General features: G+C 59.9%; 20 protein-coding genes and 1 pseudogene. 19 read left to right on the top strand and 2 right to left on the bottom strand.

The window, feature by feature from the left end; translation table 11 throughout:
• Position 1: 1 nt before the first annotated feature.
• Positions 2-691: an FHA domain-containing protein gene (locus tag QZ648_RS16915; protein WP_169067071.1), complete on the top strand. Its 690-nt coding sequence runs from the start codon at positions 2-4 to the stop codon at positions 689-691.
• 94 nt (positions 692-785) lie between these two features.
• On the top strand, positions 786-1,553 hold the full coding sequence (locus tag QZ648_RS16910; RefSeq protein ID WP_169067070.1) for a 3',5'-cyclic-nucleotide phosphodiesterase: 768 nt from the start codon (positions 786-788) through the stop codon (positions 1,551-1,553).
• A 174-nt stretch (positions 1,554-1,727) separates the two neighbouring features.
• On the opposite strand, the gene QZ648_RS16905 is transcribed toward QZ648_RS16910, so the two are convergent.
• A complete protein-coding gene (locus QZ648_RS16905; protein WP_291997744.1) occupies positions 1,728-2,561 on the bottom strand; it encodes a protein-glutamate O-methyltransferase CheR in 834 nt (277 codons plus the stop codon).
• A gap of 892 nt (positions 2,562-3,453) precedes the next feature.
• Here QZ648_RS16905 and QZ648_RS16900 point away from each other — a divergent pair.
• The 17 genes and pseudogenes from QZ648_RS16900 to QZ648_RS16820 all read left to right on the top strand — a co-directional run bounded on the left by QZ648_RS16900 (position 3,454) and on the right by QZ648_RS16820 (position 24,961).
• Positions 3,454-4,086 (top strand): XrtA/PEP-CTERM system exopolysaccharide export protein, encoded by a 633-nt coding sequence (locus tag QZ648_RS16900; protein ID WP_169067069.1) that lies wholly within the window; start codon positions 3,454-3,456, stop codon positions 4,084-4,086.
• Between the two features lie 112 nt (positions 4,087-4,198).
• The gene (locus tag QZ648_RS16895; RefSeq protein ID WP_291997743.1) at positions 4,199-5,761 is read left to right on the top strand and encodes an XrtA system polysaccharide chain length determinant; all 1,563 of its coding nucleotides are present in this window, start codon (positions 4,199-4,201) and stop codon (positions 5,759-5,761) included.
• Between the two features lie 9 nt (positions 5,762-5,770).
• Positions 5,771-6,742 (top strand): XrtA-associated tyrosine autokinase, encoded by a 972-nt coding sequence (locus QZ648_RS16890; RefSeq protein WP_169067068.1) that lies wholly within the window; start codon positions 5,771-5,773, stop codon positions 6,740-6,742.
• On the top strand, positions 6,723-8,342 hold the full coding sequence (locus tag QZ648_RS16885; RefSeq protein WP_291997742.1) for a TIGR03016 family PEP-CTERM system-associated outer membrane protein: 1,620 nt from the start codon (positions 6,723-6,725) through the stop codon (positions 8,340-8,342). Before QZ648_RS16890 ends, QZ648_RS16885 begins: the two co-directional genes overlap by 20 nt.
• Positions 8,343-8,351: 9 nt before the next feature.
• The gene (locus tag QZ648_RS16880; RefSeq protein ID WP_291997741.1) at positions 8,352-9,446 is read left to right on the top strand and encodes an XrtA/PEP-CTERM system-associated ATPase; all 1,095 of its coding nucleotides are present in this window, start codon (positions 8,352-8,354) and stop codon (positions 9,444-9,446) included.
• Positions 9,447-9,457: 11 nt separating this feature from the next.
• A pseudogene (locus tag QZ648_RS16875) lies at positions 9,458-9,805 on the top strand (UDP-N-acetylglucosamine 2-epimerase); the annotation flags it as partial.
• Positions 9,806-9,998: 193 nt separating this feature from the next.
• A complete protein-coding gene (locus QZ648_RS16870; protein ID WP_291997740.1) occupies positions 9,999-10,862 on the top strand; it encodes an XrtA system polysaccharide deacetylase in 864 nt (287 codons plus the stop codon).
• Positions 10,862-11,947: a FemAB family XrtA/PEP-CTERM system-associated protein gene (locus QZ648_RS16865; protein ID WP_291997739.1), complete on the top strand. Its 1,086-nt coding sequence runs from the start codon at positions 10,862-10,864 to the stop codon at positions 11,945-11,947. Before QZ648_RS16870 ends, QZ648_RS16865 begins: the two co-directional genes overlap by 1 nt.
• A 122-nt stretch (positions 11,948-12,069) precedes the next feature.
• Positions 12,070-13,623 (top strand): exosortase A, encoded by a 1,554-nt coding sequence (xrtA, locus tag QZ648_RS16860; RefSeq protein WP_169067063.1) that lies wholly within the window; start codon positions 12,070-12,072, stop codon positions 13,621-13,623.
• Positions 13,620-14,807 carry a TIGR03088 family PEP-CTERM/XrtA system glycosyltransferase gene (locus QZ648_RS16855; RefSeq protein ID WP_169067062.1) on the top strand — a complete coding sequence of 396 codons (1,188 nt, stop codon included), beginning with the start codon at positions 13,620-13,622 and terminating at the stop codon, positions 14,805-14,807. The genes xrtA and QZ648_RS16855 overlap by 4 nt, the downstream gene beginning before the upstream one ends.
• A 42-nt stretch (positions 14,808-14,849) precedes the next feature.
• Positions 14,850-16,790, top strand: coding sequence for an XrtA/PEP-CTERM system amidotransferase (locus QZ648_RS16850; RefSeq protein WP_291997738.1), 1,941 nt, complete (start codon positions 14,850-14,852; stop codon positions 16,788-16,790).
• 16 nt (positions 16,791-16,806) lie between these two features.
• Positions 16,807-17,997, top strand: a complete 1,191-nt coding sequence (locus tag QZ648_RS16845) for a TIGR03087 family PEP-CTERM/XrtA system glycosyltransferase (RefSeq protein WP_169066843.1) — start codon at positions 16,807-16,809, stop codon at positions 17,995-17,997.
• Positions 17,998-18,163: 166 nt separating this feature from the next.
• Complete coding sequence (locus tag QZ648_RS16840; protein ID WP_169066856.1) at positions 18,164-19,375, top strand: TIGR04063 family PEP-CTERM/XrtA system glycosyltransferase; 1,212 nt, start codon at positions 18,164-18,166, stop codon at positions 19,373-19,375.
• A gap of 259 nt (positions 19,376-19,634) precedes the next feature.
• A complete protein-coding gene (locus QZ648_RS16835) occupies positions 19,635-21,020 on the top strand; it encodes an AMP-binding protein (protein ID WP_291997737.1) in 1,386 nt (461 codons plus the stop codon).
• A gap of 231 nt (positions 21,021-21,251) precedes the next feature.
• Positions 21,252-22,463 carry a glycosyltransferase family 4 protein gene (locus QZ648_RS16830; RefSeq protein WP_366144171.1) on the top strand — a complete coding sequence of 404 codons (1,212 nt, stop codon included), beginning with the start codon at positions 21,252-21,254 and terminating at the stop codon, positions 22,461-22,463.
• Positions 22,464-22,667: 204 nt separating this feature from the next.
• Positions 22,668-23,987 carry a putative O-glycosylation ligase, exosortase A system-associated gene (locus tag QZ648_RS16825; protein WP_291997736.1) on the top strand — a complete coding sequence of 440 codons (1,320 nt, stop codon included), beginning with the start codon at positions 22,668-22,670 and terminating at the stop codon, positions 23,985-23,987.
• Entirely contained in the window at positions 23,984-24,961 is a 978-nt protein-coding gene (locus tag QZ648_RS16820; RefSeq protein ID WP_291997735.1) for a polysaccharide deacetylase family protein, read from the top strand. The genes QZ648_RS16825 and QZ648_RS16820 overlap by 4 nt, the downstream gene beginning before the upstream one ends.
• A gap of 212 nt (positions 24,962-25,173) precedes the next feature.
• On the opposite strand, the gene QZ648_RS16815 is transcribed toward QZ648_RS16820, so the two are convergent.
• Positions 25,174-25,395, bottom strand: coding sequence for a hypothetical protein (locus QZ648_RS16815; protein ID WP_291997734.1), 222 nt, complete (start codon positions 25,393-25,395; stop codon positions 25,174-25,176).
• Positions 25,396-25,590: the final 195 nt, after the last annotated feature.

Genomic DNA, 25,590 nt, shown 5'->3' with positions numbered 1-25,590 from the left:
GATGGCAAAGCTCATTCTCAGCATGGATGGTCTGGTACTCAAGGAAATCCCGCTGCTCAAGGAGCGCATGAGCATTGGCCGCAAGGCGCACAACGACATCCAGATCGACAACATGGCGATCAGCGGTGAACATGCAGCGGTGGTGACCATTCTCAACGACTCTTTCCTTGAGGATCTGAACAGTACCAACGGCACATTGGTCAATGGCCAGTCGGTCAAGAAGCATTTCCTGAAGGACGGCGATGTGATCGAACTGGGCAAGTACAAGATGAAATACCTGGTCGCAGCGGTGGCTCCGGGCGAAACGGCAGACTACGACAAAAGCATGTTGTTTCGCTCAGGGCCGCTGCCCGATGTGGCTACGCTCGGCGATCCGATGGTTGCCGCCGCGGGGCGGCCGGGCGCTGCAGCGCCCGGCACAACCACTCCTGCTGCCGCCATCCAGTTGCTCAGCGGCTCCAACGCTGGCCGCGAACTGCTGCTGACCAAGACCCTGACCACGCTTGGCAAGCCTGGCTTGCAGGTCGCCGTGATTGCCAGGCGGCCGCATGGCTACTTTCTGACACACGTCGAGGGCGCCAGCTTCCCGACCGTGAACGGCCAGGCGCTTGGCGCACAGGCGCATCGTCTGGAAGACCATGATGTGATCGAAATTGCCGGCGTGCGAATGGAATTCTTTATCAAGGCCTGACGGGTTTCGTTTGCTGCTTGCGTGGAGCGCCTGGCGCCCTCACTATGGCAGCCAGGCGGCAGAAAGCGAGCACGGAGGGTGCAGCGGAGCGCTCATGAAAGTCAGGATTCTGGGCTGTAGCGGTGGAATTGGCGGCTGCCATTTGCGAACCACGTCAATGCTGGTCGACGACGATATCCTCGTTGATGCCGGAACCGGCGTCGCGGACCTGTCGCGCGCGCAGCTGGCCCGCATCGACCATGTTTTTTTGACTCATTCGCATCTCGATCACATCGCTTCGCTGCCCCTGCTGATCGATTCGGTCAGCGATCTGCGCGAGAAGCCGCTGCGCGTCTATGCGACCGCGGCAACCCTGGCGATCATTGCCAAGCACATTTTCAACTGGGCCATCTGGCCTGATTTCAGCGTTATCCCGAGTCGTGAGAACGCAGTCATGCAGTACCAGACTATCGATCTTGGGCGCTCGGTCCGCCTCGGAGAGCGAACGATTACCGCGTTGCCGGCCGAGCATACGGTTCCTGCGGTGGGTTATCAGCTTGACTCGGGGTCGGGCTGTCTGGTGTTTACCGGTGATACAACGGTCAATGATTCCTTTTGGCCGGTGGTCAACCGCATTGCCAATCTACGCTATCTTTTGATCGAAACGGCCTTCGCAAACCGCGAACAGCGGCTGGCCGAGATTTCCAAACACCTTTGCCCGAGCATGCTCGCCGACGAGTTGCACAAGCTGACGATCAAGCCGGAGATTTATATTAGCCATCTCAAGCCAGGCCAGGCCGAATTGACCATGGCTGAAATTCAAGCCTGCGCCAGCGACTTCCGGCCAACGAGGCTGCAGAACAATCAGATTTTCGAATTCTGATGTTCTGACGTTCTGACTTTTTCAACCGCCGGCGGCGACTGGCAAATGGCTTGCTGTGAAGCGGGCGGCTGTGGGGATGATATCGTCAAGCAGAAGGGGTTCTTGCGCCTGCGTAATGGGCAGTGAATGCGGGCTTCTCGTGGCGGAGGTCGGCGCGCTGCGCGTTCGGCGCACTCACTTTGGCTTGCGGTAGATTGTCGGTTTGACGACCGACAACTGGTCGCTGACGCCGTTCAGCGATTCGGAATGGCCAACGATGAAGTAGCCGCCGGGAAGCAGTCGCGGTAGGAGATTGGCAACCACTTTACGCTTGGTCTCGGCATCGAAATAGATCATGACATTGCGTACGAGTATGACATCGAAACTGCCAACCGCCGCGCTGATTGGTAGCGTCAGATTGACCTGTGCGAAGCGTACCTGCTGGCGGATTCGGGGCGCGATCTGGAAAGTCTCGTCATTGCCTCGCTCGCCGGGCAGGCAGTATTTGCGCCGATAGGCTTCGGGGATGCCTTCGTTGCGGTTGACCGGGTAGCAGGCGGTGCGCGCCTTGGCCAGCACCTGCGTGCTGATATCCGACCCAAAAACCTCCCACGCGCTGTTGGGAAGCGCTTCGGCAAGTACCATGGCCACGCTGTAGGCCTCTTCACCGCTGGAACTGGCGGCGCTCCAGACGCGAAAGCTCCGGGGTTGTTCGCGGCTGCCAAGCACGTCGTCGCGCAAGAAGTCGAAGTGTCTCGATTCTCGGAAGAAGTAGGTCTCGTTGGTGGTCAGCAGATCTACCATTGTCTGCTGCTCGTCCGGGTGCTGGCCGCTGCTGAGCAGGCGATAGTAGTCGCCGAAACTGGCGAGTTGACGTTCCCGAAGGCGGCGCTGCAAGCGGCCAACGAGAAGAATCTTCTTGCTGTCCGCGAGATTGATGCCGGCAATCCTGTAGATTAGTCGCTGGAAAAGAGCGAACTCTTGGTCGGTGATCGGTGCTTGCTCCATCAATACCTCGCTCACGGTCATGATATGTCGACATACCCCAGATCATGAAAGTCATGACCGTCGCCCGTGCCTGCAGCGTGCATTCGGCTCGCACGCCGGATTGTTCGACGGGCAGGGAGCAGGCTCCCTGAATTCCCCGCCTCACTCCGCCGGCCCGGCCACCGAGGGGGGGAGGGGAGATTCGTGAGTGGCCTGCGCGACTTTCATGTTCAGGCGATTGCCGCCAGACGGCCGGGCTGCCCGTCTCGCTGATCCCCTCTCGGCGGGCGCCGATTGCTGCCTTTACGGACGCTTCTCGCCAAGACGGGCGGCTGGCGCTGCTCAGCGACGTCAATGCTCCTCCATGAGGGCGTTTGTCGCAAGCCCACTCTTTTTCGTGTGGCGGCACTGACCATGAAAGTCGGCTGCGCGACTTCCATGGTCAGTGTTGTCTCAAGATGTGATGACCTTTTGGTGCTGGTGCTACCCAAGTGTGGCAGTTTTTTGTCTTTCTATATCAGCGTGTTATAGTGTTTTCTATGTTTTTGTGTGCGATGACCCTAAAGAAATGCTGCGAACTGTGCGTTATTCCTCTTGTTGAGCGCACTGAAGCAAGTATTCTCCTTCCATTCACAGGGGGCTTGCGACGATCAACAGCACTTGAGCGCTGCCTGCCGCTAGGCAACACTACCATCTGCGTATCGTTGTTATGATTTGGGCATGAGGCGTTACGGCGCTCTGCGCCGCGTTACCGAGGAGCTGTGGCACGCCAACGTGAACCAGAAGCAACAGGCAATGCTGGCCGGGCGCGAGGCTTTCGCGGCTCGGGACAATTCAACTATACTGTGGCGCGCTTTACGATACCCGTCAGCGCAATGTCGTGGGGATTTGCCGCATTCCGCTTCCAGGCCGGCGGCTACAAAAGGAGAGGGTCATGGTTTCACGCTTGCATCATGTCGTTGGCGCTGCGTTGCGTTGGCTTGTGTTGGGCGTCGTCGGCGCACTTGCCGTTGGCTGCGCATCGTCCGACTTTCCGCCCGCCCCGGAGGTCGCCGCTTCACCGGATTATCGCTACCTTATCGGGCCTGGCGACAACGTGAATATCATCGTCTGGCGCAACCCCGAGCTTTCCATGTCGGTTCCCGTACGTCCCGACGGGATGATTGCCGGTCCCTTGATCGAGGATATGCCGGCGATGGGCAAGACGCCGACGACGTTGGCGCGTGATATGGAGAAGGCGCTCGGCGTCTTCATCCGCGATCCGGTGGTGACGGTCGTGGTGACTAGTTTTGTCGGCAGCCAGAGCGAGCAGATTCGCGTCGTTGGCGAAGCGTCGAAGCCGCAGGCACTCCCCTATCGCCAGAAGATGACGTTGCTTGACGTGATGATTGCGGTTGGCGGCTTGACCGATTTTGCCGATGGCAATAGCGCGACCTTGCTACGCGCGTCCGACGACAATAAACAGTACGGTGTTCGCCTTACGGATCTGATCCGCCGGGGCGATATATCGGCCAACGTCGATGTCAAGCCTGGCGATGTGCTGATCATTCCTCAGAGCTGGTTCTGATGATGGTCTGGTATCTCTTTTGATGCCTGCCTTGACATGTTTCCTCCGCTGCCGGTGATTTTCGTCATCTCGCCGGCACTCCTCGAACCGATACCGATAGAGTCTGAATCCGATGGATGAACTGCTTCGACAAGCGACAACAATACTGCTCGGCATGTGGAAGCGTCGTTGGCTGGGGATCATCGTCGCCTGGATCGTTGCTCTGGCGAGTGTGGCGGCGGTGCTGGCGATACCCGACAAGTACGAGGCTTCGGCGCGAATTTTTGTCGATACCCAGTCGATCCTGCGGCCGCTGATGGCCGGGCTGGTTACGCAACCCAATATCGACCAGCAGGTGATGATGCTGAGCCGCACGCTGATCACCCGGCCCAATGTGGAAAAGCTGATCCGCATGGCAGATCTCGACCTCGGAGTCGAGTCGAAGGCCGAGCGCGACGCGCTGGTAGAGAGGCTGATGGCGTCGCTCAAGATTGCCAATACCTCGCGCGACAATATCTATAACATCAACTATCGCGACACGCAGCCAGAGAATGCAAAACGCGTGGTGCAGTCGCTGGTCTCGATTTTTGTCGAATCGAATCTCGGTGATGCGCGCAAGGATTCGGAATCGGCGCGCCGATTCATCGACGAACAGATCACGACCTACGAAAAAAAGCTCCGAGAGGCGGAGGCCAGGCTCAAGGAGTTCAAGTTGCGCAACCTGGAAACCCAGAGTATCGAGGGCAAGGACCACTTCACTCAGATGAGCGAGGCCGGCAGGCTTCTCGAGCAGAGCAAACTCGCTTTGCGTGAGGCCGAACAGTCCCACGAGGCGCTTACTCGCCATCTCCTCGGCGAGGAGCCGTCACTCCTGTCTGCCCCACCAATGCAGGAGAACATCTCCGGAGTGTCGATCCCTGAGATCGACAGCCGACTGGACGCCATGCAGCGCAATCTCGACGCCATGCTGCAGCGGTTTACAGAAAAGCACCCGGATGTGCTCAGTGTCCGCCGCCTGATCACGGAACTCGAAGAGCAGAAACGGGAGCAGATCAAGGCCCGGCGCCTGGCGGCATCGTCGAATCCCTCGACGCCTATGTCGACCAATCCGGTGCACCAGCAACTGGCAATTTCGGTATCCGAGGCCGAGGCGACCATTGCCGCCCTGCAGACCCGCGTCGCGGAGTATCAGGTGCGCTACGACCGCATGCAAGAGGCGGTCAAACTGATGCCGCAGATCGAAGCAGAGTTTGCCCAACTCAACCGTGACTACGAGATCAACAAGAAAAACTACGAGCAACTGGTTCAACGTCGTGAGTCGGCCAACATGGGTAGCGAGATCACTAACACCGTCGGGGTTGATTTCCGACTGATCGACCCGCCGCGTGTGTCGCCGAAGCCGGTCGCGCCGAACCGTAGCCTGTTCCTGCCACTGACCTTGCTTATTGCGCTGGCTGCTGGCGTGGCTGTGACCTTCGCTGCCAGTCAGCTTCGGCCGGCGTTCTTCGATTCGCGCACCCTGCGAGAAGCCTGCAGCCTGCCTCTTCTGGGGACGGTGTCCCTGCTCACCGATGAAATAATGAAACGTAGCCAGCGCCGCGATCTGATCCGTTTTTCTGCGGCCTGTATTTCGCTGGTCGGTGCCTATGCTGCGGGGCTTCTTGCCTTGTTCCTTTTTTCCGTCCGTACTGCCTAAGGAAAAGCGATGAGCCTCATTGAACAAGCGGCGAAACGTCTGGCACAGCTGCGCAACGCGGGTGTGGAAAGCAGCGACTCCTTCGCCGATGCCCAGCCATTGCCTTTGGCAGTCCAGGCTGAGCTTGCGGCCGTGGCGCGAGTCGAAGCGGTTGCGGACCTCAAACGTCAGCGTGCCGAGATGTCGACAAGCAAGCCTTCGCTAGCTAATGTGCCGGCTTCGCGGCGTGTCGAAATCGACCTGAATGCGCTGGCGACCAGAGGTATGATCAGCCCGGATGCGCCGCGCTCGCAGATTGCCGATCAGTATCGGGTGATCAAACGGCCCTTGATTGCCAACGCCATGGGTAAGGGTGCCGCACCGGTCAAGCGCGGCAACCTGATCATGGTCACCAGCGCGGTTGCCGGTGAAGGCAAGAGTTTTTCGGCGATCAATCTGGCGATGAGCATTGCCATGGAGATGGACAACACCGTGATGTTGGTTGATGCCGACGTGCCGAAGCCTTCGGTGCTCAAGATGCTTGGTTTGCCCCCATCGCGCGGCCTGCTCGACGTGTTGACCGACGACTCGGTTGATCTCTCGCAGGTGTTGATGAAGACCAATGTCGAAACACTGACTATTTTGCCGAGCGGTACTCAGCACGCGCGGGCGACCGAACTCCTGGCCAGTGGCGGGATGGTCGACCTGCTGGATGAGATGGCTAACCGCTATCCGGATCGGATCATCATCTTTGACTCGCCACCGCTGTTGATGACCACCGAATCGCGAGTGCTGGCTACCCACATGGGGCAGGTGGTGGTGGTCGTGAAGGCAGAAAGCACGGCTTGCCGTGACGTCAAGCACGCCCTGGCTGCCATTGAGTCGTGCCCGGTAAAGCTGATGCTGCTCAACCAGGCGCGTACTAGTAGTCAGGATGGATACGGCTATGGCTACGGTTATGGTTATGGGTATGGCTATGGTTATGGTTCAGACAGTGCTTGATCAAGGCCCGGCCGCGTGCGCCGCACGTGGTCTGAGGCGACAGACGCTTGCTCTTGATGGTGACGCTTTACTCGCCTGGGGCAGGCGTGCGCTTCGGCGCCCGGGCTTCGTTTCTCCGCTGGTCATCGCCCTGGCCTGCGCCGCCGGACCGGTGCAGGCCGCGAACTGGACGATACAGCCATCGATTCAGGTCAGGGAGACCTTGACCGATAACCTCTACCTCTCTTCATCGTCGGACAAGACGGGCGATCTGGTGACCGGCATTACGCCTGGCATCTCAATCAAAGGCGAGGGAAGTCGCGCCAAGCTTCGTCTGGCCTATGGTTATACCGAGCAACTCTATCTCAGGGAGAGCAACCAGAGGAATTCACAGAATTCCCTGAGAGCCATCGGCGCGCTTGAGGCCGTTGAGGACTTTTTCTTCATCGACGCTACGGGGACCATCTCGCAGCAGTATCTTTCAGCCTTCGGTGCCGTTTCGCCGAGCACCGCCAACGTCAATAACAACCAAACCGAGACCTCGAACTACTCCCTGTCGCCGTACGTCCGGGGCACAATGCTGGGGTGGGTGGATTACCTCGTACGCTACCGTCGCAGCACGACCAGCTCGCAGTCAAACTTGGCCTCGGACTACGACGCCAGTGAGTGGACCGGCGTTATCGATGGCTCGACACGTTGGAGTCGCATCACCTGGGCGCTCGATGCGAGCCACGTGCAAAACACCTATTCGCGTGGCCGCGACACCGATGGGTCGCACTATGGAATCACCTTGTCGTACCGCTTCAATCCGCAGTTTCAGGTCTCGCTGCTTGGCGGGCGCGAATCGAACGATTATGTCAGTCTGGATCAGGAGACCAACTACACTCGCGGTTTCGGTGTCGACTGGACACCCGATTTGCGCACCCAGCTCGCTGCGAAGGTCCGCAACCGTTTCTTCGGAACGGGTTACGACGTCAATTTCCGTCACCGCATGCGCCGCTCTCTGGTGACCTTTCTGGCCAGCAGGGATGTTACATCGCAGCCGTCAGGGGTCTCGAATACTGGGATGGGCAGTAACTACGACGCCAGCTATGCGCTCATCGCGGCAAATAATCCCGAGCTCTCTCCCAGCGAGATCGAGGCGCAGGTGACCGAAGCTCTGCAAAGCAGAGGGCTGCCGGCGGATGGTACGGCGGTCAATGGTTACCTGACGGATCGCCAGCAAGTACAGGAGTTGCAGCGGCTCTCATTCGCCATGCTGGGCGCTCGGAATACGGTCACGCTGACCGCGACGCGCAGTGAGCAACAGCCTTTGGGCCTGGTCAACGGTGTGACCAACGATTTTTCGCTTCCGGACAGGGTTCTTCAGCAAGGCGTTTCCATTTCCTGGGGGCATCAGCTCACAGGTTTATCGTCCTTGTCCCTTTCTCTCAGCCAACAACGGAGTACGGGCTATACGGCCGGTTCGCCTGAAACCGAAACGCAGTACGCAAATCTGCTGTTTTCTACCCGCATTGGGCCGAATACCAACGCCAATGTTGGTGCGCGCCGGGTGATTTCCAGTGGTGTGACCGGTTACACGGAGAGTGCGCTGACCGCTGCACTCCTCCATAGTTTTTGATCGGCCATCATGTACGAATCCTTCTATGGCTTGACCAGCAAGCCTTTCCAGCTGAACCCTGACCCCAGCTTTTATTACGCTTCCAAGCAGCACCGGCGGGCCATGGCCTACCTCGAGTATGGCCTGAATCAGAACGAAGGTTTCATCGTCGTCACCGGCGAGATTGGTGCCGGCAAGACGACGATCGTCCGCGGTCTGCTCAGTGACCTCGACTCGAACAAGGTGGTCGCTGCGCAGCTGGTCACTACCCAGCTCGACGCAGAGGACACGCTGCGCATGGTGGCGGCGGCCTTTGGCGTCGGCGGCAAGAACGTTGGCAAGTCGGAGCTGCTGCTGGCCCTGGAAGCTTTTCTGGTCGAGGTGACGAGCCAGGGAAAGCGCTGTTTGCTGATTGTTGATGAAGCGCAGAACCTGACGCCGCGTGCGGTTGAGGAGCTGCGCATGCTGTCGAATTTCCAGTTTGGAACGCAGGCGCTGTTGCAGAGTTTCCTGATCGGGCAGCCGGAGTTTCGCAAGGTCATGCAGAGCCCGCAAATGAAGCAGTTGCGTCAGCGAGTGATCGCCGCCTGTCACATCGGCCCGATGGCTCAGGACGAAACACAGGCTTACATCGAGCACCGGCTGAAGTGTGCCGGAGCGCAGGGTTCGCCGCGTTTTGATGCCGGCGCTTTTGAGGCGATCTTCGAGGCTAGTGGTGGCATACCGCGGCGCATCAACGCGCATTGTGATCGCCTGCTGTTGTCCGGCTTCCTGGCCGGCAAGAGCGAGTTTACGCGTGCTGACGTCGAGGAAGTGGCCAGCGAGCTCAAGGAAGAAACACAATCGCCTTCAGTCGTCGCGCCGAACAGCACCGGCGATGGCAGCGAGAGTGCGGTGCATGCACAGCTGACCGAGAGCGGGATCCTCGATATCGACCTCTCGCGTCTGGAACTCGAGCCCAATATCGCGGAGCGCGCGTCACGCGCCATTGCCGAATTGAAAAGCGGTCAGGCGGACCAGCGGATGATCCGCATCGAGCGCAGCATTGTTCGCCTTGAACGTAGCAATGCAGCGGTTCTTTCGCTGATTCAACAACTGGTCGATGCGGTTCGGGCCAAACAATGAGGGAGAGTGTGATGGCTGACGAGCTGTGGTCTGCCGATCTCGGCCCTGTCGTCTGTGTGGTTGGCGCGCGGCCGAATTTCATGAAGATGGCGCCGATCCTGCGCGCTTTGAGTGCCCACCAGCCGGCCGTGCCGGCGCTTCTGGTGCACACCGGCCAGCACTACGACAATGATATGAGCGACCGTTTGTTCGTCGATTTGCGTCTGCCCCATCCGGATATCAACCTCGAAGTCGGTTCCGGGACCCACGCCGTGCAAACAGCCGACGTCATGAAGCGTTTCGAGCCGGTGCTGGACAGCCAGCGGCCGTCTTGTGTTCTGGTCGTCGGTGACGTGAATTCGACGCTCGCCGGTTCGCTTGCGCCGGCAAACGCGGTCGCATCCCCGAGTTCTGGGATGGCCAGGCGGCACCGAGGATGGTCGCCGACCTCGCTACCTGGCTGCTCGCGCGGCACACGCTGCGTACCGCGTAACGCTGGTCACCTCTTGCGACCCACATCATCATGGACGGCATGACCGTTTCCCTCATGGTAAATTGGACAACAAGCAGAAAATGTCCGGCCTGCCGATAACCAACGCCCTGACCATCGACGTCGAAGACTATTTTCAGGTCTCCGCGCTGGCCCCGTATATTCCTCGCGAGCAGTGGGATTCGCGCGAGTGCCGCGTCGAACGCAATGTCGAGCGAATTCTTCTGATGCTCGACGAAGGGCAGACACGGGCGACCTTCTTCACGCTCGGCTGGGTTGCTGAACGCTATCCGCAGCTCGTCCGTCGTATCGTCGCCGGTGGACACGAGCTGGCGAGTCACGGTTACGGACATCAGCGTGCCAGCGATCTCAGCGAAGCCGAGTTTTCGGCCGATATCAGCTCGGCCAAAAAGTTGCTGGAAGACATCTCCGGGGAGGAAGTCAAGGGCTACCGCGCGCCGAGTTTTTCGATCGGCGAAGCGAATCTCTGGGCCTTTGACTGTCTCGCCCGCGCCGGCTATCGCTACAGTTCGAGCATCTACCCGATTCGCCATGACCACTACGGCATGCCCAATGCACCGCGTTTCGCGCATCACGTGCGCGACGGACTACTCGAACTACCGGTGACCACCCTGCGCTATTTCGACCGCAACTGGCCGGCCAGCGGTGGTGGTTACTTCCGCCTGCTGCCCTACGCGCTGTCGCGCTGGTTGTTGCGGAAAGTCAACCAGCGTGATCAGCAGCCGGCGATCTTCTATTTCCATCCCTGGGAAATCGATGCCGAGCAGCCACGCATCGCCGGCATCAGCACCAAGACCCGCTTTCGTCACTACGTCAATCTGCAGTACACCGAGGCGCGTATCAGGCGCTTGCTCGGTGACTTCAGCTGGGGACGAATGGATGAGGTATTCCTTGCTTCCGCGCTGCGGCCGCCAATGGTGAATTGATGGAAACGACAATCGAGGAAGTGGCCAGGCTGGTTGCGGCGAGTGCGCCCTTGCTCGTCAAGACACTGGATCCCGCCGACCGGCCTGCCGTTCGCCGCTGGGATGCTTTCGTCAACGGCTGCCCGGAAGCGACCTTTTTTCACAAATCCGGTTGGCAGCAAGTTCTCAAAGAGTCCTTCGGGCATCGCACGCATTTCCTGTATGCCGAGCGTTCCGGGGCGATCGAGGGTGTCCTGCCGTTGGCGCAGGTGAAAAGTGTGCTTTTCGGAAATTCCCTGGTCTCTTTGCCGTTTGCCGTCTATGGCGGGGTCGCGGCAAGCAGCCCGGCCGCGGTCGAGGCCTTGGAGCGCGAAGCGCAGGCCATCGCTACGCGTCTCGGTGTCGAGCATCTGGAACTGCGCAACCTGCAGCATCGTCATCCGGAGTGGCCGCTGCAGGATCTCTACGTGCGCTTCCGCAAGGAACTCGAAACCACGGTCGAGGCCAACATGCTGGCCATTCCACGCAAGCAGCGAGCGATGGTCCGCAAAGGGATCAAGAATGGCTTGCGCAGCGAGATCGACAAGGATTTGAGCCGCTTTTTTGCGCTCTACGCCGACAACGTTCATCGGCATGGGACGCCGGCACTTCCCAGGCGCTATTTCGAGATCTTGCAGCGCGTCTTCGCTAGCGACTGCGAGGCGCTTACCGTGGTGGACGGCAATGGCCGGGCGCTGAGTGTTGTGCTTAGTTTTTATTTTCGTGACGAAGTCCTGCCTTACTACGCCGGTGACGATGTTTCGGCGCGCCAGTTGGCGGCCAACGATTTCAAGTACTGGGAGTTGATGCGCCGCTCCTGCGAGCGCGGCCTGAAGATCTTTGACTACGGTCGCAGCAAGCAGGGTACCGGCTCGTATTCCTTCAAGAAAAACTGGGGCTTCGAGCCGCAACCCCTGTTCTACGAGTATTGCCTGTACAGCCGTGATTCGATCCCGCAAAACAACCCTGCCAACGCCAAGTACCAGTTGCTGATCAAGACCTGGCGGCGGCTGCCGATTGGCCTCGCCAACTGGCTTGGCCCTTTCATTGTGCGCAACCTCGGTTAGGCGTAGCGCGGAGGCCGCTGCTGCGCCAGGCCCGAGCAAGCTTGAATCGATGAAAACATGAACTCGCTAACCTTACTACCTTCGCTGATTCTTGAGTGTTTTCGCCTGTTGAAAGCCACGCCATGAACCAAGCCGTACTCCGCCCGACCTCGCTTGCCGCTGATCCGGCCTGGCGTGTCGCTCTTCCCACGCTGGTCTTGACCTTGCTGCTTATCCTGCTCCTCTTTCGCGAGACGGCGTTGACTATGGCAGCTGTCTGGGAGCGCTCGGATACCTATGCGCACGGCTTTATCGTGCCGCCGATCACCTTGTGGCTGATCTGGCGGCTTCGTTCCAGTCTCGCCGTGCTGGCGCCCCGCTACAGCTTTCTGGCGGTGTTCCTGATTGCCGGCGTCGGTTTTGCCTGGCTGCTCGGCGAGGTAGCGGCGGTCAATGCGCTTTCCCAGTTTGCACTGGTGGCCATGCTGATACTGGCCGTCCCCGCGGTCCTCGGCTGGGGAGTCGCACGGCACATTGCCTTTCCGCTGTTTTTCCTGTTCTTCGCCGTACCATTCGGCGATTTCACGATGCCCAAGCTGATGGAATGGACCGCGCATTTCACCATTCTTGGCTTGCGTTTCTCCGGCATCCCGGTGCATGCCGAAGGCCTGAGGTTCGTGATTCCAACGGGCAGCTGGTCAGTGGTCGAGGCCTGCAGCGGTGTTCGCTACCTGATCGCTTCGGTCACCGTCGGGACGCTGTTCGCCTACCTCACCTATCGTTCGTTGACCCGGCGGTTGCTTTTCGTCCTCGTTTCCTTCCTGGTTCCGATTATCGCCAACTGGGCCCGCGCCTACATGATCGTCATGATCGGCCATCTGTCGGGCAACAAGTTGGCGGTCGGCGTCGACCATCTGATCTACGGCTGGCTCTTCTTCGGTATCGTCATCCTGGCCATGTTCTGGATCGGAGCACGCTGGCGGGAGGACGAGTTAGAGGACCCGCCGCAGGCGACGGCGCGCACCGCGGCGCCCGCGCTTGCGGCGACTTCGCGTTCACTGGTCGCGGCCGTCGCCACCGTCCTGGTGGGCGGCTTCTGGAGTTTCGTGCAATTGCAGATCGAGGACCATCGTGCACCGCAGATCGCTCAGGCGGCGCGCGTCGGCCCGATTGCTGGCTGGCAGGCGAGCGATTCTCGCTTGTACGAGTGGCAGCCAAGCTTCGAGAATTACGCGGCGAGTAGCCAGGCCAGCTTCGCGAAGGACGGGCGCCCTTTGGGACTCTTCCTCGCCTACTACCGGAACCAGGACGAACAGCACAAGCTGGTCAGTTCGAACAATGCCCTGGTCAGGAACAACGATCCGCTGTGGGCGAAAGTGGCTGGCGGAACTCGCGCGATTCTGTTTGACGAACAGGAAATCAAGGTGCGCACGGTCGTGTTGCGCGGACAGCCGCCGCTACGGATGCTGGTTTGGCAGTGGTACTGGGTCAACGGGCGCTGGACTGCCAGCGAGGTCATGGCCAAAGCCTATATGGCGCTGTCGCGCCTGAGCGGCAAAGGCGATGATTCGGCGCTGATCGTCCTCTACACGCCGCTGGATGGCGGCGGTAGCGGGGAGGCGCTACTTGAAGACTTCGTGCGTACCGCCGGACCAGCCATCAATGCCGCGCTGCGGCAGACGCTGGACGGTCAATGACGGTCGCTGCGGACCGGCGTCCGCTGGTGGTCCATGTGGTGTTCCGCTTTGACGTGGGTGGTCTCGAGAACGGAGTGGTCAATCTGATCAACCACATGCCGCGCGCCGCTTATCGTCACGCGGTCATTTCACTGACCGAGATCACCGACTTCAAGCGCCGCATCGTTCGTGACGACGTCAGCTTCATTGCGTTGGGAAAGCCGCCTGGTCATGCGCTCTGGATCTATCCGCGCTTGTGGCGACTGTTGCGTCGTTTGCGCCCGGCCATTGTGCACACTCGCAACCTGGCCGCACTGGAAGTCGCCATCCCGGCCTGGGCGGCTGGCGTGCCCGTGCGTATCCACGGTGAGCATGGTCGTGATGTGGGCGACCTCGATGGTTCGAACCGGAAAAACCAGTGGCTGCGCCGCTTTTATAGTCCGTTCGTCAGCCGTTACATAGCGCTGTCGCGTGATCTTGAAGATTATCTGACTTGCCGGGTCGGTATGTCGCCGACCCGTGTTGCGCAGATTTATAACGGCGTCGACGGGCAGCATTTCTATCCGCTCAGCTCACGCCAGGCGATTGCCGGCTGCCCGTTTACCGATGCGGACTGCTGGCTGGTCGGTAGTGTAGGGCGTATGCAACTGGTCAAGGATCAGACGACATTGGCGCAGGCTTTCATCCGGGTGCTGGCGGAGTTTCCCGAGCTGCGTAGCCGTCTGCGACTGGTGATGATCGGTGACGGCCCGCTGCGCGCGCGCGCGCAGGCGATGCTCGCAGAGGCCGGCGTAGCCGGTTTGGCGTGGTTGCCGGGACAGCGTGACGATATTCCCGAAATACTGCGTGGTCTGGACTGTTTCGTACTGCCCTCGCTGGCCGAAGGCATCTCCAACACCATCCTCGAAGCGATGGCCAGTGGTCTGCCGGTGATCGCGACGGATGTCGGTGGCAACGCCGAGTTGATCGAAGCCGGCCGCTCGGGCGAACTGGTGGCGGTTTCCGATCCAGCGGCGATGGCGCAGCAGATCGCCCGTTACGCGAACGATCCGCAGCAGGCGCGTGCCGCCGGGGCTGCGGGGCGGGCCAGGGTCGAGCAGCACTTCAGCCTGCAAGCGATGAGCGGGCGTTACCAGGGTCTCTACGACCAACTACTGAGCGTGAATGCCGGCAAGGCCGGCCGCAAGGCTTTGATTCACCCCTAGGCGACGGCCGAGAAAAAGCGACAAGGAAACTGAAACAAACCTATGTGCGGAATAACTGGAATTTTCGATACCCGTGGCCGGCGTGACATTGATCGTCGCGTCCTCTCGAGGATGAACGAGTCGCAGCACCATCGCGGCCCCGACGAAGGGGGCTTGCACCTCGAACCGGGTGTCGGTCTGGGCCATCGCCGGCTCTCGATCATCGACCTTTCCACCGGCCAGCAGCCGCTCTACAACGAGGATCAGAGCGTTTGCGTGGTGTTCAACGGTGAAATCTACAACTACCAGGAGCTGATCCCGGAATTGCAGGCGCTGGGCCACGTTTTCCATACGCGTAGCGATACCGAGGTCATCGTTCACGCCTGGGAGGCCTGGGGAGAGGACTGCGTGCAACGTTTTCGCGGCATGTTCGCCTTTGCCCTCTGGGATCGTAATCGCGAGACGCTCTTCCTGGCGCGCGACCGCTTGGCCGTCAAGCCGCTGTACTACGCGATGTTGCCCGATGGCATCTTTCTTTTCGGCTCCGAGCTCAAGTCGCTGCTGGCTCACGGCGGCCTGGCGCGCGATATTGATCCCCTGGCGGTCGAGGAATACTTCGCCCTTGGCTACGTCGCCGAACCGCGGACGATCTTTCACCAGGCCCGGAAGCTGCCGCCGGCGCACCTGTTGAGCGTTCGTCGCGGGCAAGCGCTGGCCGCGCCGAAGGCTTACTGGGACGTGCGTTTCAGCCTTGACCAGCAGCTACCGGTAGACGAGGCATGTGAGAAACTCAACGAAATCCTGCGCGAGTCGATTCGGCTGCGCATGATCTCGGAAGTGCCGCTAGGCGCCTTTCTGTCCGGTGGTGTCGATTCGAGTGCAGTTGTGGCGCTGATGGCCGGCCTGTCCAACGAGCCGGTCAATACCTGCTCGATGGCTTTTGAGGATCCAGCCTACAATGAAGCCGCCTTCGCGCAGGAGGTCGCGGCTCGCTATCGAACCAATCATCATTGCGAACTGGTTGCCAGCGACGACTTCGATCTGATCGACACCCTGGCCCGCTTGTACGACGAGCCCTATGCCGACAGTTCAGCGATCCCAACCTATCGGGTGTGCCAGCTGGCGCGCAAGCATGTGACGGTGGCTCTTTCCGGTGACGGTGGCGACGAGACTTTCGGCGGTTATCGTCGCTACCGCATGCACTTGATGGAAGAGCGTCTGCGTTCGGCGTTGCCGTATGGTGTGCGGCGGCCCCTGTTTGGTGTGCTCGGGCGGATATATCCGAAAGCGGACTGGGCGCCGCGCATTTTTCGCGCCAAGACCACTTTCGAAGGCATGGCCAGAACGGCGGTCGAGGCCTATTTCCATTCCGTGTCGATCATGCGCGGGCCAATGCGAACGAAGCTGTTCAGTGGCCGCTTCCGGCGCGAAATCGATGGCTACAGCGCGCAGGACGTTTTTCGTTACCACGCCGGCAAGGCTGGCACTGACGACCCTCTGGCGCTGATCCAGTACCTCGATCTCAAGACCTACCTGGTCGGTGACATCAATACCAAGGTTGATCGTGCCAGCATGGCGCATTCGCTCGAAGTCCGCGAACCGCTGATGGATCACCGGCTGGTGGAATGGATGGCGACGCAACCGTCGTCGCTCAAAGTGTGTGGACAGGAAGGCAAGTTCTTGCTGAAGAAGGCGATGGAGGCCAGTCTGCCGCACGACATCCTTTATCGTCGGAAAATGGGCTTCGCCGTGCCGCTCGCGCGCTGGTTTCGTGGCCCCTTGCGGGAACGAGTCCGCCAAGCGGTGCTCGGTTCCCGTCTGGCAGAGACGGGCTGGTTCAATCAGGATTATCTCCGTCATCTCGTTGATGCCCATCAGTCGGGAGCACGCGACTACAGCGCGCCGCTGTGGACGGTGCTGATGTTCGAGGCTTTCCTGCGCAATGTGCTGGATGCTCCGGCCGAACTGGTCGCCGTGGCAACGGAAGGTCAGGGACCGAGATGAACCTGCGACGCGTCACATGAGCAATGTTCTCTACCTGGTCCACCGCTTACCCTATCCACCAAATAAGGGCGACAAGGTGCGCTCGTTTCACCTGCTCAAGCACCTGGCTGCACGGCACCGGGTGTTCCTGGGCACTTTTATCGACGACCCGCAGGACGAGGCTTATGTCGAGGTTGTTGCCAGCTATTGTGCGCAGATGCATATTGCCCGGCTCTCTCCGAGGATTGCCAAGCTGCGTAGCCTGAGGGGCTTGCTTAACGGTCAAGCGCTGACACTTGCCTATTACCGCAATACTGCCTTGCAGGCATGGGTTGACCGCATGCTGCGAGACGAAGGAATCGATGCCGTGGTCGTCTTTTCTTCGGTCATGGCGATGTTTGTTGAGGGGGGGTCACGGCGCAAACTGGTCGATTTCGTCGATGTTGACTCGCTGAAATGGGTGCAGTATGCGCCGCAACACCCTTGGCCAATGTCCTGGCTCTACCGGCGGGAGGGTTCGAGATTACTGGCTTTTGAGCGCTCGGTGGCCGTTCAGTCCGGGCGATCGTTCTTTGTCACCCAGGCCGAGGCGGACCTGTTTTGCGGCCTTGCACCAGAGTGCGCCGGCAACGTTGAAGCAATGTGTAACGGTGTCGATGCCGATTACTTTTCACCGCAGCATGACTTGCCCGTGCCCTTCGACTCGCAGGAAATAGCCCTCGTGTTCACCGGCGCAATGGACTACTGGCCAAACATCGATGCCGTGAGCTGGTTCGCCACGGAGATTCTGCCTTCCTTGTTGCAGAGTTGGCCCAACATCCGTTTTTACATTGTCGGACGCAGCCCAACCGCCGCGGTCCTGGCCCTGGCCGGAAAGCAAATCGTCGTCACCGGCACGGTGCCCGACGTGCGCCCGTATTTGCGCCACGCGGCGGTCGTCGTTGCCCCCCTGCGCCTGGCGCGCGGCGTGCAGAACAAAGTCCTGGAAGCGATGGCCATGGGCTTGCCGGTCGTTGCTTCGCAGGAATGCTCGACCGCCATCGATGCCATTCCGGAGCGGGATTTCCTGACAGCAGGGACTGTTTCACAGTTTGTTTCTCAGGTTGAAGCGATACTTGGCGAGCCAGACCGGGCTCGATTGATCGGAACGGCTGCACGTGAGCGCGTATTGGCACGCTACAGTTGGGACGCGCACCTCTCCATCATTGACCGCTATCTTGAGCCGTGAAATCCTTCTCCTTACTCCGCACGCAGCGTCGTTCGCCCGATTCCTCCGTACTTCCTGACAGGATCGCGGCAATTTTTCGGAGTGACTCCGTTTTCGGCAAGGCAACCGGCTTCGTCAGTGACGCCGATGGCAGGCTGGATCGCCGTGGCCGGATGGGGCGATGAACATGCGCATTCTGCACATCCTGGATCATTCCATCCCTCTGCACAGCGGCTACACTTTCCGTACGCTTTCGATCCTTCGCGAGCAGCGCAAGCTCGGCTGGCAAACCTTTCATCTCACCACACCGAAGCAGCTTAACTGCCAGGCAGCCGAGGAAAACGTGGACGGCTGGCACTTTTACCGCACAGCCGCCCCAACGCTTGCCGGTTTGCGGCTGCCCGGCATCAATGAACTGGGCGTGATGCGCCAGGTGGAAAAGCGCCTGATGGAGGTGGTCGAAATCGTCAAGCCCGATATTCTGCACGCCCACTCACCGGTACTTAACGCCATTCCGGCCTTGCGCGTTGGCAAGCGCCTGGGTTTGCCGGTGGTGTATGAGGTGCGGGCGTTCTGGGAAGATGCGGCGGTCGATCATGGAACCACCACCGAGGGCAGTCTTCGCTACCGCCTTACACGGCGCCTGGAAACCCATGCCCTGCAGCGCGCCGACCACGTTTTTACGATCTGCAACGGCTTGCGCAACGATATCGTCGCGCGTGGCGTTCCGGCCGAAAAAGTGACGGTGATCGCCAATGGCGTCGATATCGAATCCTTCGCTGTCGGCGGCGAGCCCAACCTCGCGCTCAAGGAGCGCCTGGGCCTGCAAGGCGCGACCGTGATTGGCTTCATCGGTTCTTTTTACGCGTATGAAGGGCTCGATCTCCTTCTTGATGCGCTGCCGCAGATTCTCAGGGGGCGCCCCGAGGTGCGCGTGCTGCTCGTCGGTGGCGGCCCGCAGGATCAGGCGCTCAGGCAACAGCTTGACCGCCTCGGATTGGCCGACAAAGTGGTGTTCACCGGTCGCGTCCCGCACGCTGAAGTCCAGCGCTATTACGATCTTGTAGACGTCCTGGCCTATCCGCGCCATTCAATGCGCCTCACCGAGTTGGTTACACCGCTCAAGCCGCTTGAGGCCATGGCCCAGGGACGCCTGTTTGTGGCTTCCGATGTCGGCGGCCACAAGGAGTTGATCCGCCATGGCGAAACCGGCATTCTTTTCAAGGTCGGCGATGCTTCTGCGCTGGCTGAGGCGGTCTTGCAACTGCTCGCCGATGGTAGCCGCTGGGCGGATTATCGTGCGGCCGGTCGTCATTTCGTCGAACAGGAACGCAACTGGCAGCGTAGCGTCGCCAACTATCAGCGACCCTTTGCGCGTCTGTTCGAGTCAAGGCGCTAGGATGATCAGCCGCGCTCGCCAGCCCGATACTGCGCCGCTGTCGCGGCTTGCGCCAGCCGGCACAGAGCTGGCGGGCGGCCTGAGGACAGTTGCTCTGCGGCAGCGGTCTTCGTCAAAATAAGCAGCAGAAACTCGTTCTCCAGGCCAAGCCGTTGCTGCTCGTCGCTACACGGTAGTCCGCGCTTGCTCGACGCGCGAGTGAGTTCCAGGAGGGCGGCGCTGATCCCGCCGTGGTGTTGACGGCCAGAGATGGAGGGGCATGGATATTTACACATCGTTTGCAGCGAACCTGCTGTTCCCGCTGCACGAAAAACTCAAGAAGCACTCCACGACGGCAGTCAAACTTGAGCTGGAGCGCAGCCAGTGGCTGCCAGCGGAGCAACTACGCGCCCTGCAACTGGCCAGGTTACGCGAGTTCCTTAGCGACTGCGCTGCGCACGTGCCCTACTATCGCGATCTGTTTCGCGCGCTGGATTTTGTTCCCGCCGAGATCACCGCCATTAGCGATCTGGCCCGTTTGCCCGTGCTGACGAAGGATGTCATCCGCCGCGACTTCGACCGCTTACGTTCCAGTGCGCCAGAGGCAGTGCGGCTATTTTCCACGACCGGCTCGACCGGGGATCCCCTGCGCTTCAACATCAGCAAGACCCGCATCAGCCGCGACGTGGCGGCCAAATGGCGTGCCACGCGTTGGTGGGACGTTGATATCGGTGACCGCGAAATGGTGATCTGGTCGAGTCCGATTGAATTGACCCGGCAAGATCGCGTCAAGCAGGTCCGCGATTGGCTATTGCGTACCAGGCTGCTGCCGTCGGCGACGATGTCGCCAACAGATATGGATCGCTTCATTGCGGAAATCTGCCGCTTCCGACCGAAAATGTTGTTCGGTTACCCCTCATCAATGACGCTGATCGCACAACGGGCCGAGCAACAAGGAGTCCCTCTCAACCAGCTCGGCATCAAGGTGGCCTTTTGCACGGCGGAGCGCCTGTATCCACATCAGGCCGATGTGCTGCAACGAGTATTCGGTTGTCCGGTTGCGAATGGCTATGGTGGTCGTGATTCAGGTTTCATCGCCCACGCTTGCCCGCAGGGCGGAATGCACATTACCGCCGAGGATATCGTTGTCGAAATTGTCGACCAACAGGGCAGGCCAGTGCCTGCGGGCGTGCCGGGCGATGTGGTGGTGACCCACCTGTACAGCAGTTGCTTTCCGTTCGTTCGCTACCGCAACGGCGATGTGGCCGTGCTCGACGATGGTCAATGCGCCTGCGGTCGTGGTCTGCCATTGCTGAAAGAGATACACGGCCGTAGCAATGACGTGCTCCTGGCTGAAGACGGTTCGGTAGTGCTCGCCATTGCATTTGCCATGGTGCTGCGGGACATGCCCGGGGTTAATGGCTTCAAGCTGATCCAGGAAACACTGTCATTTTGCCGTCTGCAACTGGTGACTGATGCTAGCTTTCGGCCATCAGCAAGCGAGCAGGAGCTGCGCAGCACTTTCCGTACAAGGCTTGGTGCGGGTGTTCGGCTGGACATCGAATATGTCGAAGCGATCGAGGCAGAGGCCAGCGGCAAGTATCGCTATGTGGAGAGCAAAGTAAGTCAGCAGCAGGTCGCGCAGGCCGGCGGCTGTACTTCTTGAGCACCAGGCAGCCGCAGCTGAATGTAAACGCGGCGTGACGGATTTCCTCGTCGTCGCTACTGGACCGGGATACTCTAGGACCCGTTCTGGTGCCGCCATGCAATTTTCGAAAGCACCGTAGCGAAGGGCGCGTGTGGGGCGAAGGAGCGTGCTCCTGCGGCGCGCGTGTTTGTACTCGGTCGTGCGTTTCGATCGAACGGTTCGCGGTGTATGAAACCTGCTTGAAAAATAATGAAAGGCACCCATGGGAGTTCACTCTTTCGGTTTGAGCTGCATCAGCGTAGCGCTCGTGCAACGTTCAGTTTGCGCGAACTGGCAATGACTGGCGATGCAACGCAAATTGCCGATAGCGGCTCGCTGAGGCCGGTGGTCTGCGTGGTGGGCCCCCTGCCACCACCCTCCGGTGGAATGGCCAATCAGTGTGAGCAACTCGTCCGTCTATTTGGCGAAGAAGGGAGCCGCGTCGAGCTGGTACGTACCAATGCGCCCTACTGGCCAGCCTGGGTGGGGAGGCTGCCGGTACTGCGCGCCGCCGTTCGCCTTTTGCCGTACCTACTGCAACTTTGGCGGGGCGCGGGGCGGGCGCAGGTGATTCATGTCTTCGCTAATTCCGGGTGGTCCTGGCATCTGTTAACGGTGCCGGCGATCTTGATCGCACGCTTGCGGAGCATTCCCGTGATCATCAATTATCGGGGCGGGAATGCGGATTCCTTTTTTTCACGAGCCCCATGGCACGTGCGCTACCTGCTTTCTCGGGTGGCTCTTCGGGTCACTCCTTCAGGATTTCTTCAGGGGGTCTTTTCAAGTTACGGTTTAACAGCCGAGGTCATACCGAACATTATCGATCTCTCCCGTTTTTCGCCAGGCCCGCCACGCGCGTTCGCTTACTCGCCGCATGTGGTGGTGACCCGAAATCTGGAGCCGATCTACGGCATTCCAACCGCGATTCGTGCTTTCGCGCAGATCGTTCCGTCATACCCGCAGGCGCGCCTGACCGTCGCCGGAAGCGGCCCTGAACTCTCCCGTTTGCAGGCGCTGGTCGCCGAGATAGGCTTGCAGAGCAGCGTTTGCTTCTCGGGTCGCATCGAAAACTCTGAGATCCCGGCGCTCTACGCATCGGCTGATTGCTTGCTGAACCCAAGTACGGTTGATAACATGCCGATCTCCATTCTTGAGGCCTTCGCGAGCGGTGTGCCGGTGGTCAGTACCAGTGCCGGTGGGATTCCCGACATGGTTGAGCAGGGCGTGTCCGGCTTGCTGGTCCCGATAGGCGACCATGATGCCATGGCCCGGGAACTGCTCCGTGTTTTGCAGGATGTCTCGCTGGCTGCAGATTTGCGGCAGGCCGGTCTGCTGCAGGCAGAGAGGTACGCCTGGCCCCGGGTGCGAACGCAGTGGCTGGACGCCTATCGGCGCGTGGCTGGCGCAAGGAGAACATCTTGATTCCGCGTCGGGAAGCTGTTCGTGCTCCCGGTTCCTGCCGTATTGGCACCTTGACCGTCTTTGTACAAGCAGCCGGCTCAGCTTGGCCAGAGGTCTGCGCTAGAGGCATCTGGTTGCCGCTCGCTGCAATCCTCTGCGCTGTGGCTGCCGGTGCGCACTGCCTGGCGGGAGCACCCACCCTGAACAGGGTTCAGGGAGAACGCAATGCGTGATTTGTTGATAGTCGGCATCGTCCTTGCGGCTCTGCCGTTTGCGCTCCGTCATACGTGGATGGCGGTGATGTTGTGGACCTGGATCAGCGTCATGAACCCCCACAGGCTGGCCTACGGCTTTGCGGCCACTGCTCCGATTGCGGCTGTCGCGGCGGGTGCGGCCTTACTTTCGTTGGTCATCACGCGCGACAAATTGCGCATGGCCTGGTCGCCGCCCGTGGTTGCGCTGCTTCTCTTCATGCTTTGGGTGTGTCTGACGACCCTCTTTGCCGTGAATTTGGATGGGTCCTCGAGTCGGCTGAATGACATCCTGAAGATTCAGCTAATGACGTTCGTGGCCTTGATGGCCTTGCACGAACGGAAACACATCGAGGTGTTTGTGTGGGTCATCATGCTCTCGGTTGGTTACTACGCCTTCAAGGGTGGGTTCTTTACGATCATGACCGGTGGCGCACATCGGGTCTGGGGTCCTCCCGGCGGTTTCTTTCAGGACAACAACGCATTCGCGGTTGCCGTGATCATGGTCATCCCGCTGATGAACTACCTGCGCCTGGTCGCTACGAATCAGTGGTTGCGTCGCGGTCTGGTAGTACTGATGTTATTGGCGGCGGCGGCAGCGCTGGGCACACAGTCACGCGGAGGTCTGGTGGCAATATCTGGCATGGCCATGGTGTTCTGGTATCGCTCCGATCGGAAGTTTGCAGTTGCCGTGGTAATCCTGATTGTCGCCGTTGCCTTGATTTCCTTCATGCCAGGCTCGTGGGAAGCGCGAATGGCGACCATACAGACCTACGAGCAGGATGAGTCCGCCTCAGGGCGACTTGACGCTTGGCGGACAGCCATCAACATCGCCAATAGCCGAGTCACGGGCTTGGGTTTCTCGATGTATGACTGGGCTACGGCTGCGATATATGCCCCGCCGGAGGTCTCCATAATACGGGCAGCACACAGCATCTTCTTCGCCGTGCTGGGCGAGCATGGTTATATCGGCCTGTTCTTGTTTGTGCTTATCTGGTGGCTGACCTTCCGCGTGGCGGCGCAAACGCGCAAGCAAGCCGCTAACCGACCAGAGGCGGCGTGGGTTCATACCCTGGCCGGGATGTGCCAAGTCTCGCTGGTAGGTTATCTGGTCGGCGGGGCATTCCTGAGTCTTTCCTATTTCGACGTGCCCTACAACATCATGGTCATTCTGGTGGTCAGTCAACGGTGGTTGAACGAGCACCCGGCGCAAGAAACACCTGCCGGCTTCTCGTCTGTACAGCCTTCTCAAGCAACGCTTCCAGCGAACACCACGCAGCAGGTGCTGACATGATTGTGAAAACTCTTGCTCGAGTTCTGGCGCCCGGAGGGCCCCGAGGACGCCTGTCGATCCTGATCTTTCATCGTGTCCTCGCACATCCGGATTCGGTTATGAGGTGTGATCCGGACGCCGCCCAGTTCGAACTGATCATTGGCTGGTTGAAGCAGTGGTTTAACGTTCTTCCGCTGGACGAGGCGGTCGCGCGGCTGAACGCGCATTCGCTGCCGCCGCGGGCTGCGGCAATTACTTTTGACGATGGCTACGCCGACAATTACGCTGTCGCCATGCCGATACTTCAGCGGCATGGTTTGAGCGCAACTTTTTTTGTCGCAACCGGCTATCTCGATGGCGGACGAATGTGGAACGACACGCTTGTCGAGGCGGTTCGCCAGTGTGGCAATAGAAGGCTTGATCTTTCGGATGAAGGGCTCGGGACGCATGACTTGAACTCGGACGAAGCGGTTCGCCAAGCGATCGACGCCGTTCTTAAGCTTGTTAAATACCGAGACCCTGAAGAACGTATCAAAGCGGCCACTTACGTTGCCAAGGTCTCAGGCGCCAGATTGCCGACCGATCTGATGATGACCTCGGAGCAGGTGAAGAAGATGCGTCGTGCCGGTATGACGATAGGTGCGCACACCGTCACGCACCCGATTCTCGCCCGCTTGTCGCCCGATGACGCAAGGGCGGAGGTTGCCGAGAGCAAGCAATTCCTGGAGTCCCTGCTGCAGGAGCGGGTAGGCTTGTTTGCCTATCCCAATGGGAAACCGGATGTCGACTATCGGGCGGTGGACGCCGACATGATTCGCGGCCTGGGTTTTGATGCTGCGGTGACCACAGCGTGGGGAGTGGCCGATGCGCGGAGTGACTTGACGCAACTGCCTCGTTTCACGCCGTGGGATCGAACCCGATTTCGTTTCGGCACAAGGCTCGCCAGGAACTTGTTGCAGAACAGATGGTTGCGATCAGGGCAACTGGCCTCGTGATGCCAGGCGGTGTCTTCCCGCTGGCAATGGGGCAGTGCGCGTCGCGCCGTGCACCCGCTCTCCCGCGCCGCGGCAGGAAGCTCGACATGGGCCCAATCTTCCCGCAATGAAGTGCGGGCTGGTGTAGTGCCGCACTGCGCACTCGGCACTGCGCTCTTCGCACGCCAAGCTCCGCATTCCGCACTCCTCATTCCGCATTCCCGACAAGTCTTTCAGCAAACCAACAGCTGCGCGAAAGCCATGCGGTAGCCGGAATTGATAGCGTCCATCTTGCGTGCAACACACACGAAAAGGCCAAGACCGCCCTGGCCGCGCTGAGCGAGGCCCTTTCTTTTCTGATCGACCTTGGCTCCGGAGAGCGGACCTCGATGCCGAAGTTCGGTGAAGCCATGCGCTCCTTCGTCGTCAAGGCCCTGGCCATCGCCGAAGTGCATCCGGAAATTCTCCCCGGCAGCCTGAGCTTGAAGAATATCGCGTCGACGTCCACCTCATCGAAGCGCTCTACCCCATTCGCTAGGCCATCGAAACCCTCGTCCGCCGGATCGAAGACAGCTATTTCGCCGCCGGCGGCGAAGCCTACGGCAGCGCCTTGCTGGTGTACCAGTACGCCAAAGTCCACCACATCCACA

This window comes from Candidatus Accumulibacter sp. ACC012 (assembly GCF_907163155.1).
GTDB lineage: Bacteria > Pseudomonadota > Gammaproteobacteria > Burkholderiales > Rhodocyclaceae > Accumulibacter > Accumulibacter delftensis.
The sequence above is the reverse complement of the archived record's forward strand: the minus strand, read 5'-3'. Positions and strand labels throughout refer to the sequence as shown.

Bases quoted from the DNA above. Each gene is read 5' to 3' on its own strand.
- QZ648_RS16850 (WP_291997738.1), top strand. From the start codon at position 14,850: ATGTGCGGAATAACTGGAATTTTCGATACCCGTGGCCGGCGTGACATT.
- QZ648_RS16855 (WP_169067062.1), top strand. From the start codon at position 13,620: ATGACGGTCGCTGCGGACCGGCGTCCGCTGGTGGTCCATGTGGTGTTC.
- QZ648_RS16895 (WP_291997743.1), top strand. From the start codon at position 4,199: ATGGATGAACTGCTTCGACAAGCGACAACAATACTGCTCGGCATGTGG.
- xrtA (WP_169067063.1), top strand. From the start codon at position 12,070: ATGAACCAAGCCGTACTCCGCCCGACCTCGCTTGCCGCTGATCCGGCC.
- QZ648_RS16820 (WP_291997735.1), top strand. From the start codon at position 23,984: ATGATTGTGAAAACTCTTGCTCGAGTTCTGGCGCCCGGAGGGCCCCGA.
- QZ648_RS16915 (WP_169067071.1), top strand. From the start codon at position 2: ATGGCAAAGCTCATTCTCAGCATGGATGGTCTGGTACTCAAGGAAATC.
- QZ648_RS16815 (WP_291997734.1), bottom strand. From the start codon at position 25,395: ATGCACTTCGGCGATGGCCAGGGCCTTGACGACGAAGGAGCGCATGGC.
- QZ648_RS16880 (WP_291997741.1), top strand. From the start codon at position 8,352: ATGTACGAATCCTTCTATGGCTTGACCAGCAAGCCTTTCCAGCTGAAC.
- QZ648_RS16885 (WP_291997742.1), top strand. From the start codon at position 6,723: ATGGTTCAGACAGTGCTTGATCAAGGCCCGGCCGCGTGCGCCGCACGT.
- QZ648_RS16900 (WP_169067069.1), top strand. From the start codon at position 3,454: ATGGTTTCACGCTTGCATCATGTCGTTGGCGCTGCGTTGCGTTGGCTT.
- QZ648_RS16890 (WP_169067068.1), top strand. From the start codon at position 5,771: ATGAGCCTCATTGAACAAGCGGCGAAACGTCTGGCACAGCTGCGCAAC.
- QZ648_RS16865 (WP_291997739.1), top strand. From the start codon at position 10,862: ATGGAAACGACAATCGAGGAAGTGGCCAGGCTGGTTGCGGCGAGTGCG.
- QZ648_RS16840 (WP_169066856.1), top strand. From the start codon at position 18,164: ATGCGCATTCTGCACATCCTGGATCATTCCATCCCTCTGCACAGCGGC.
- QZ648_RS16905 (WP_291997744.1), bottom strand. From the start codon at position 2,561: ATGACCGTGAGCGAGGTATTGATGGAGCAAGCACCGATCACCGACCAA.
- QZ648_RS16830 (WP_366144171.1), top strand. From the start codon at position 21,252: ATGAAAGGCACCCATGGGAGTTCACTCTTTCGGTTTGAGCTGCATCAG.
- QZ648_RS16825 (WP_291997736.1), top strand. From the start codon at position 22,668: ATGCGTGATTTGTTGATAGTCGGCATCGTCCTTGCGGCTCTGCCGTTT.
- QZ648_RS16910 (WP_169067070.1), top strand. From the start codon at position 786: ATGAAAGTCAGGATTCTGGGCTGTAGCGGTGGAATTGGCGGCTGCCAT.
- QZ648_RS16835 (WP_291997737.1), top strand. From the start codon at position 19,635: ATGGATATTTACACATCGTTTGCAGCGAACCTGCTGTTCCCGCTGCAC.
- QZ648_RS16870 (WP_291997740.1), top strand. From the start codon at position 9,999: ATGTCCGGCCTGCCGATAACCAACGCCCTGACCATCGACGTCGAAGAC.
- QZ648_RS16845 (WP_169066843.1), top strand. From the start codon at position 16,807: ATGAGCAATGTTCTCTACCTGGTCCACCGCTTACCCTATCCACCAAAT.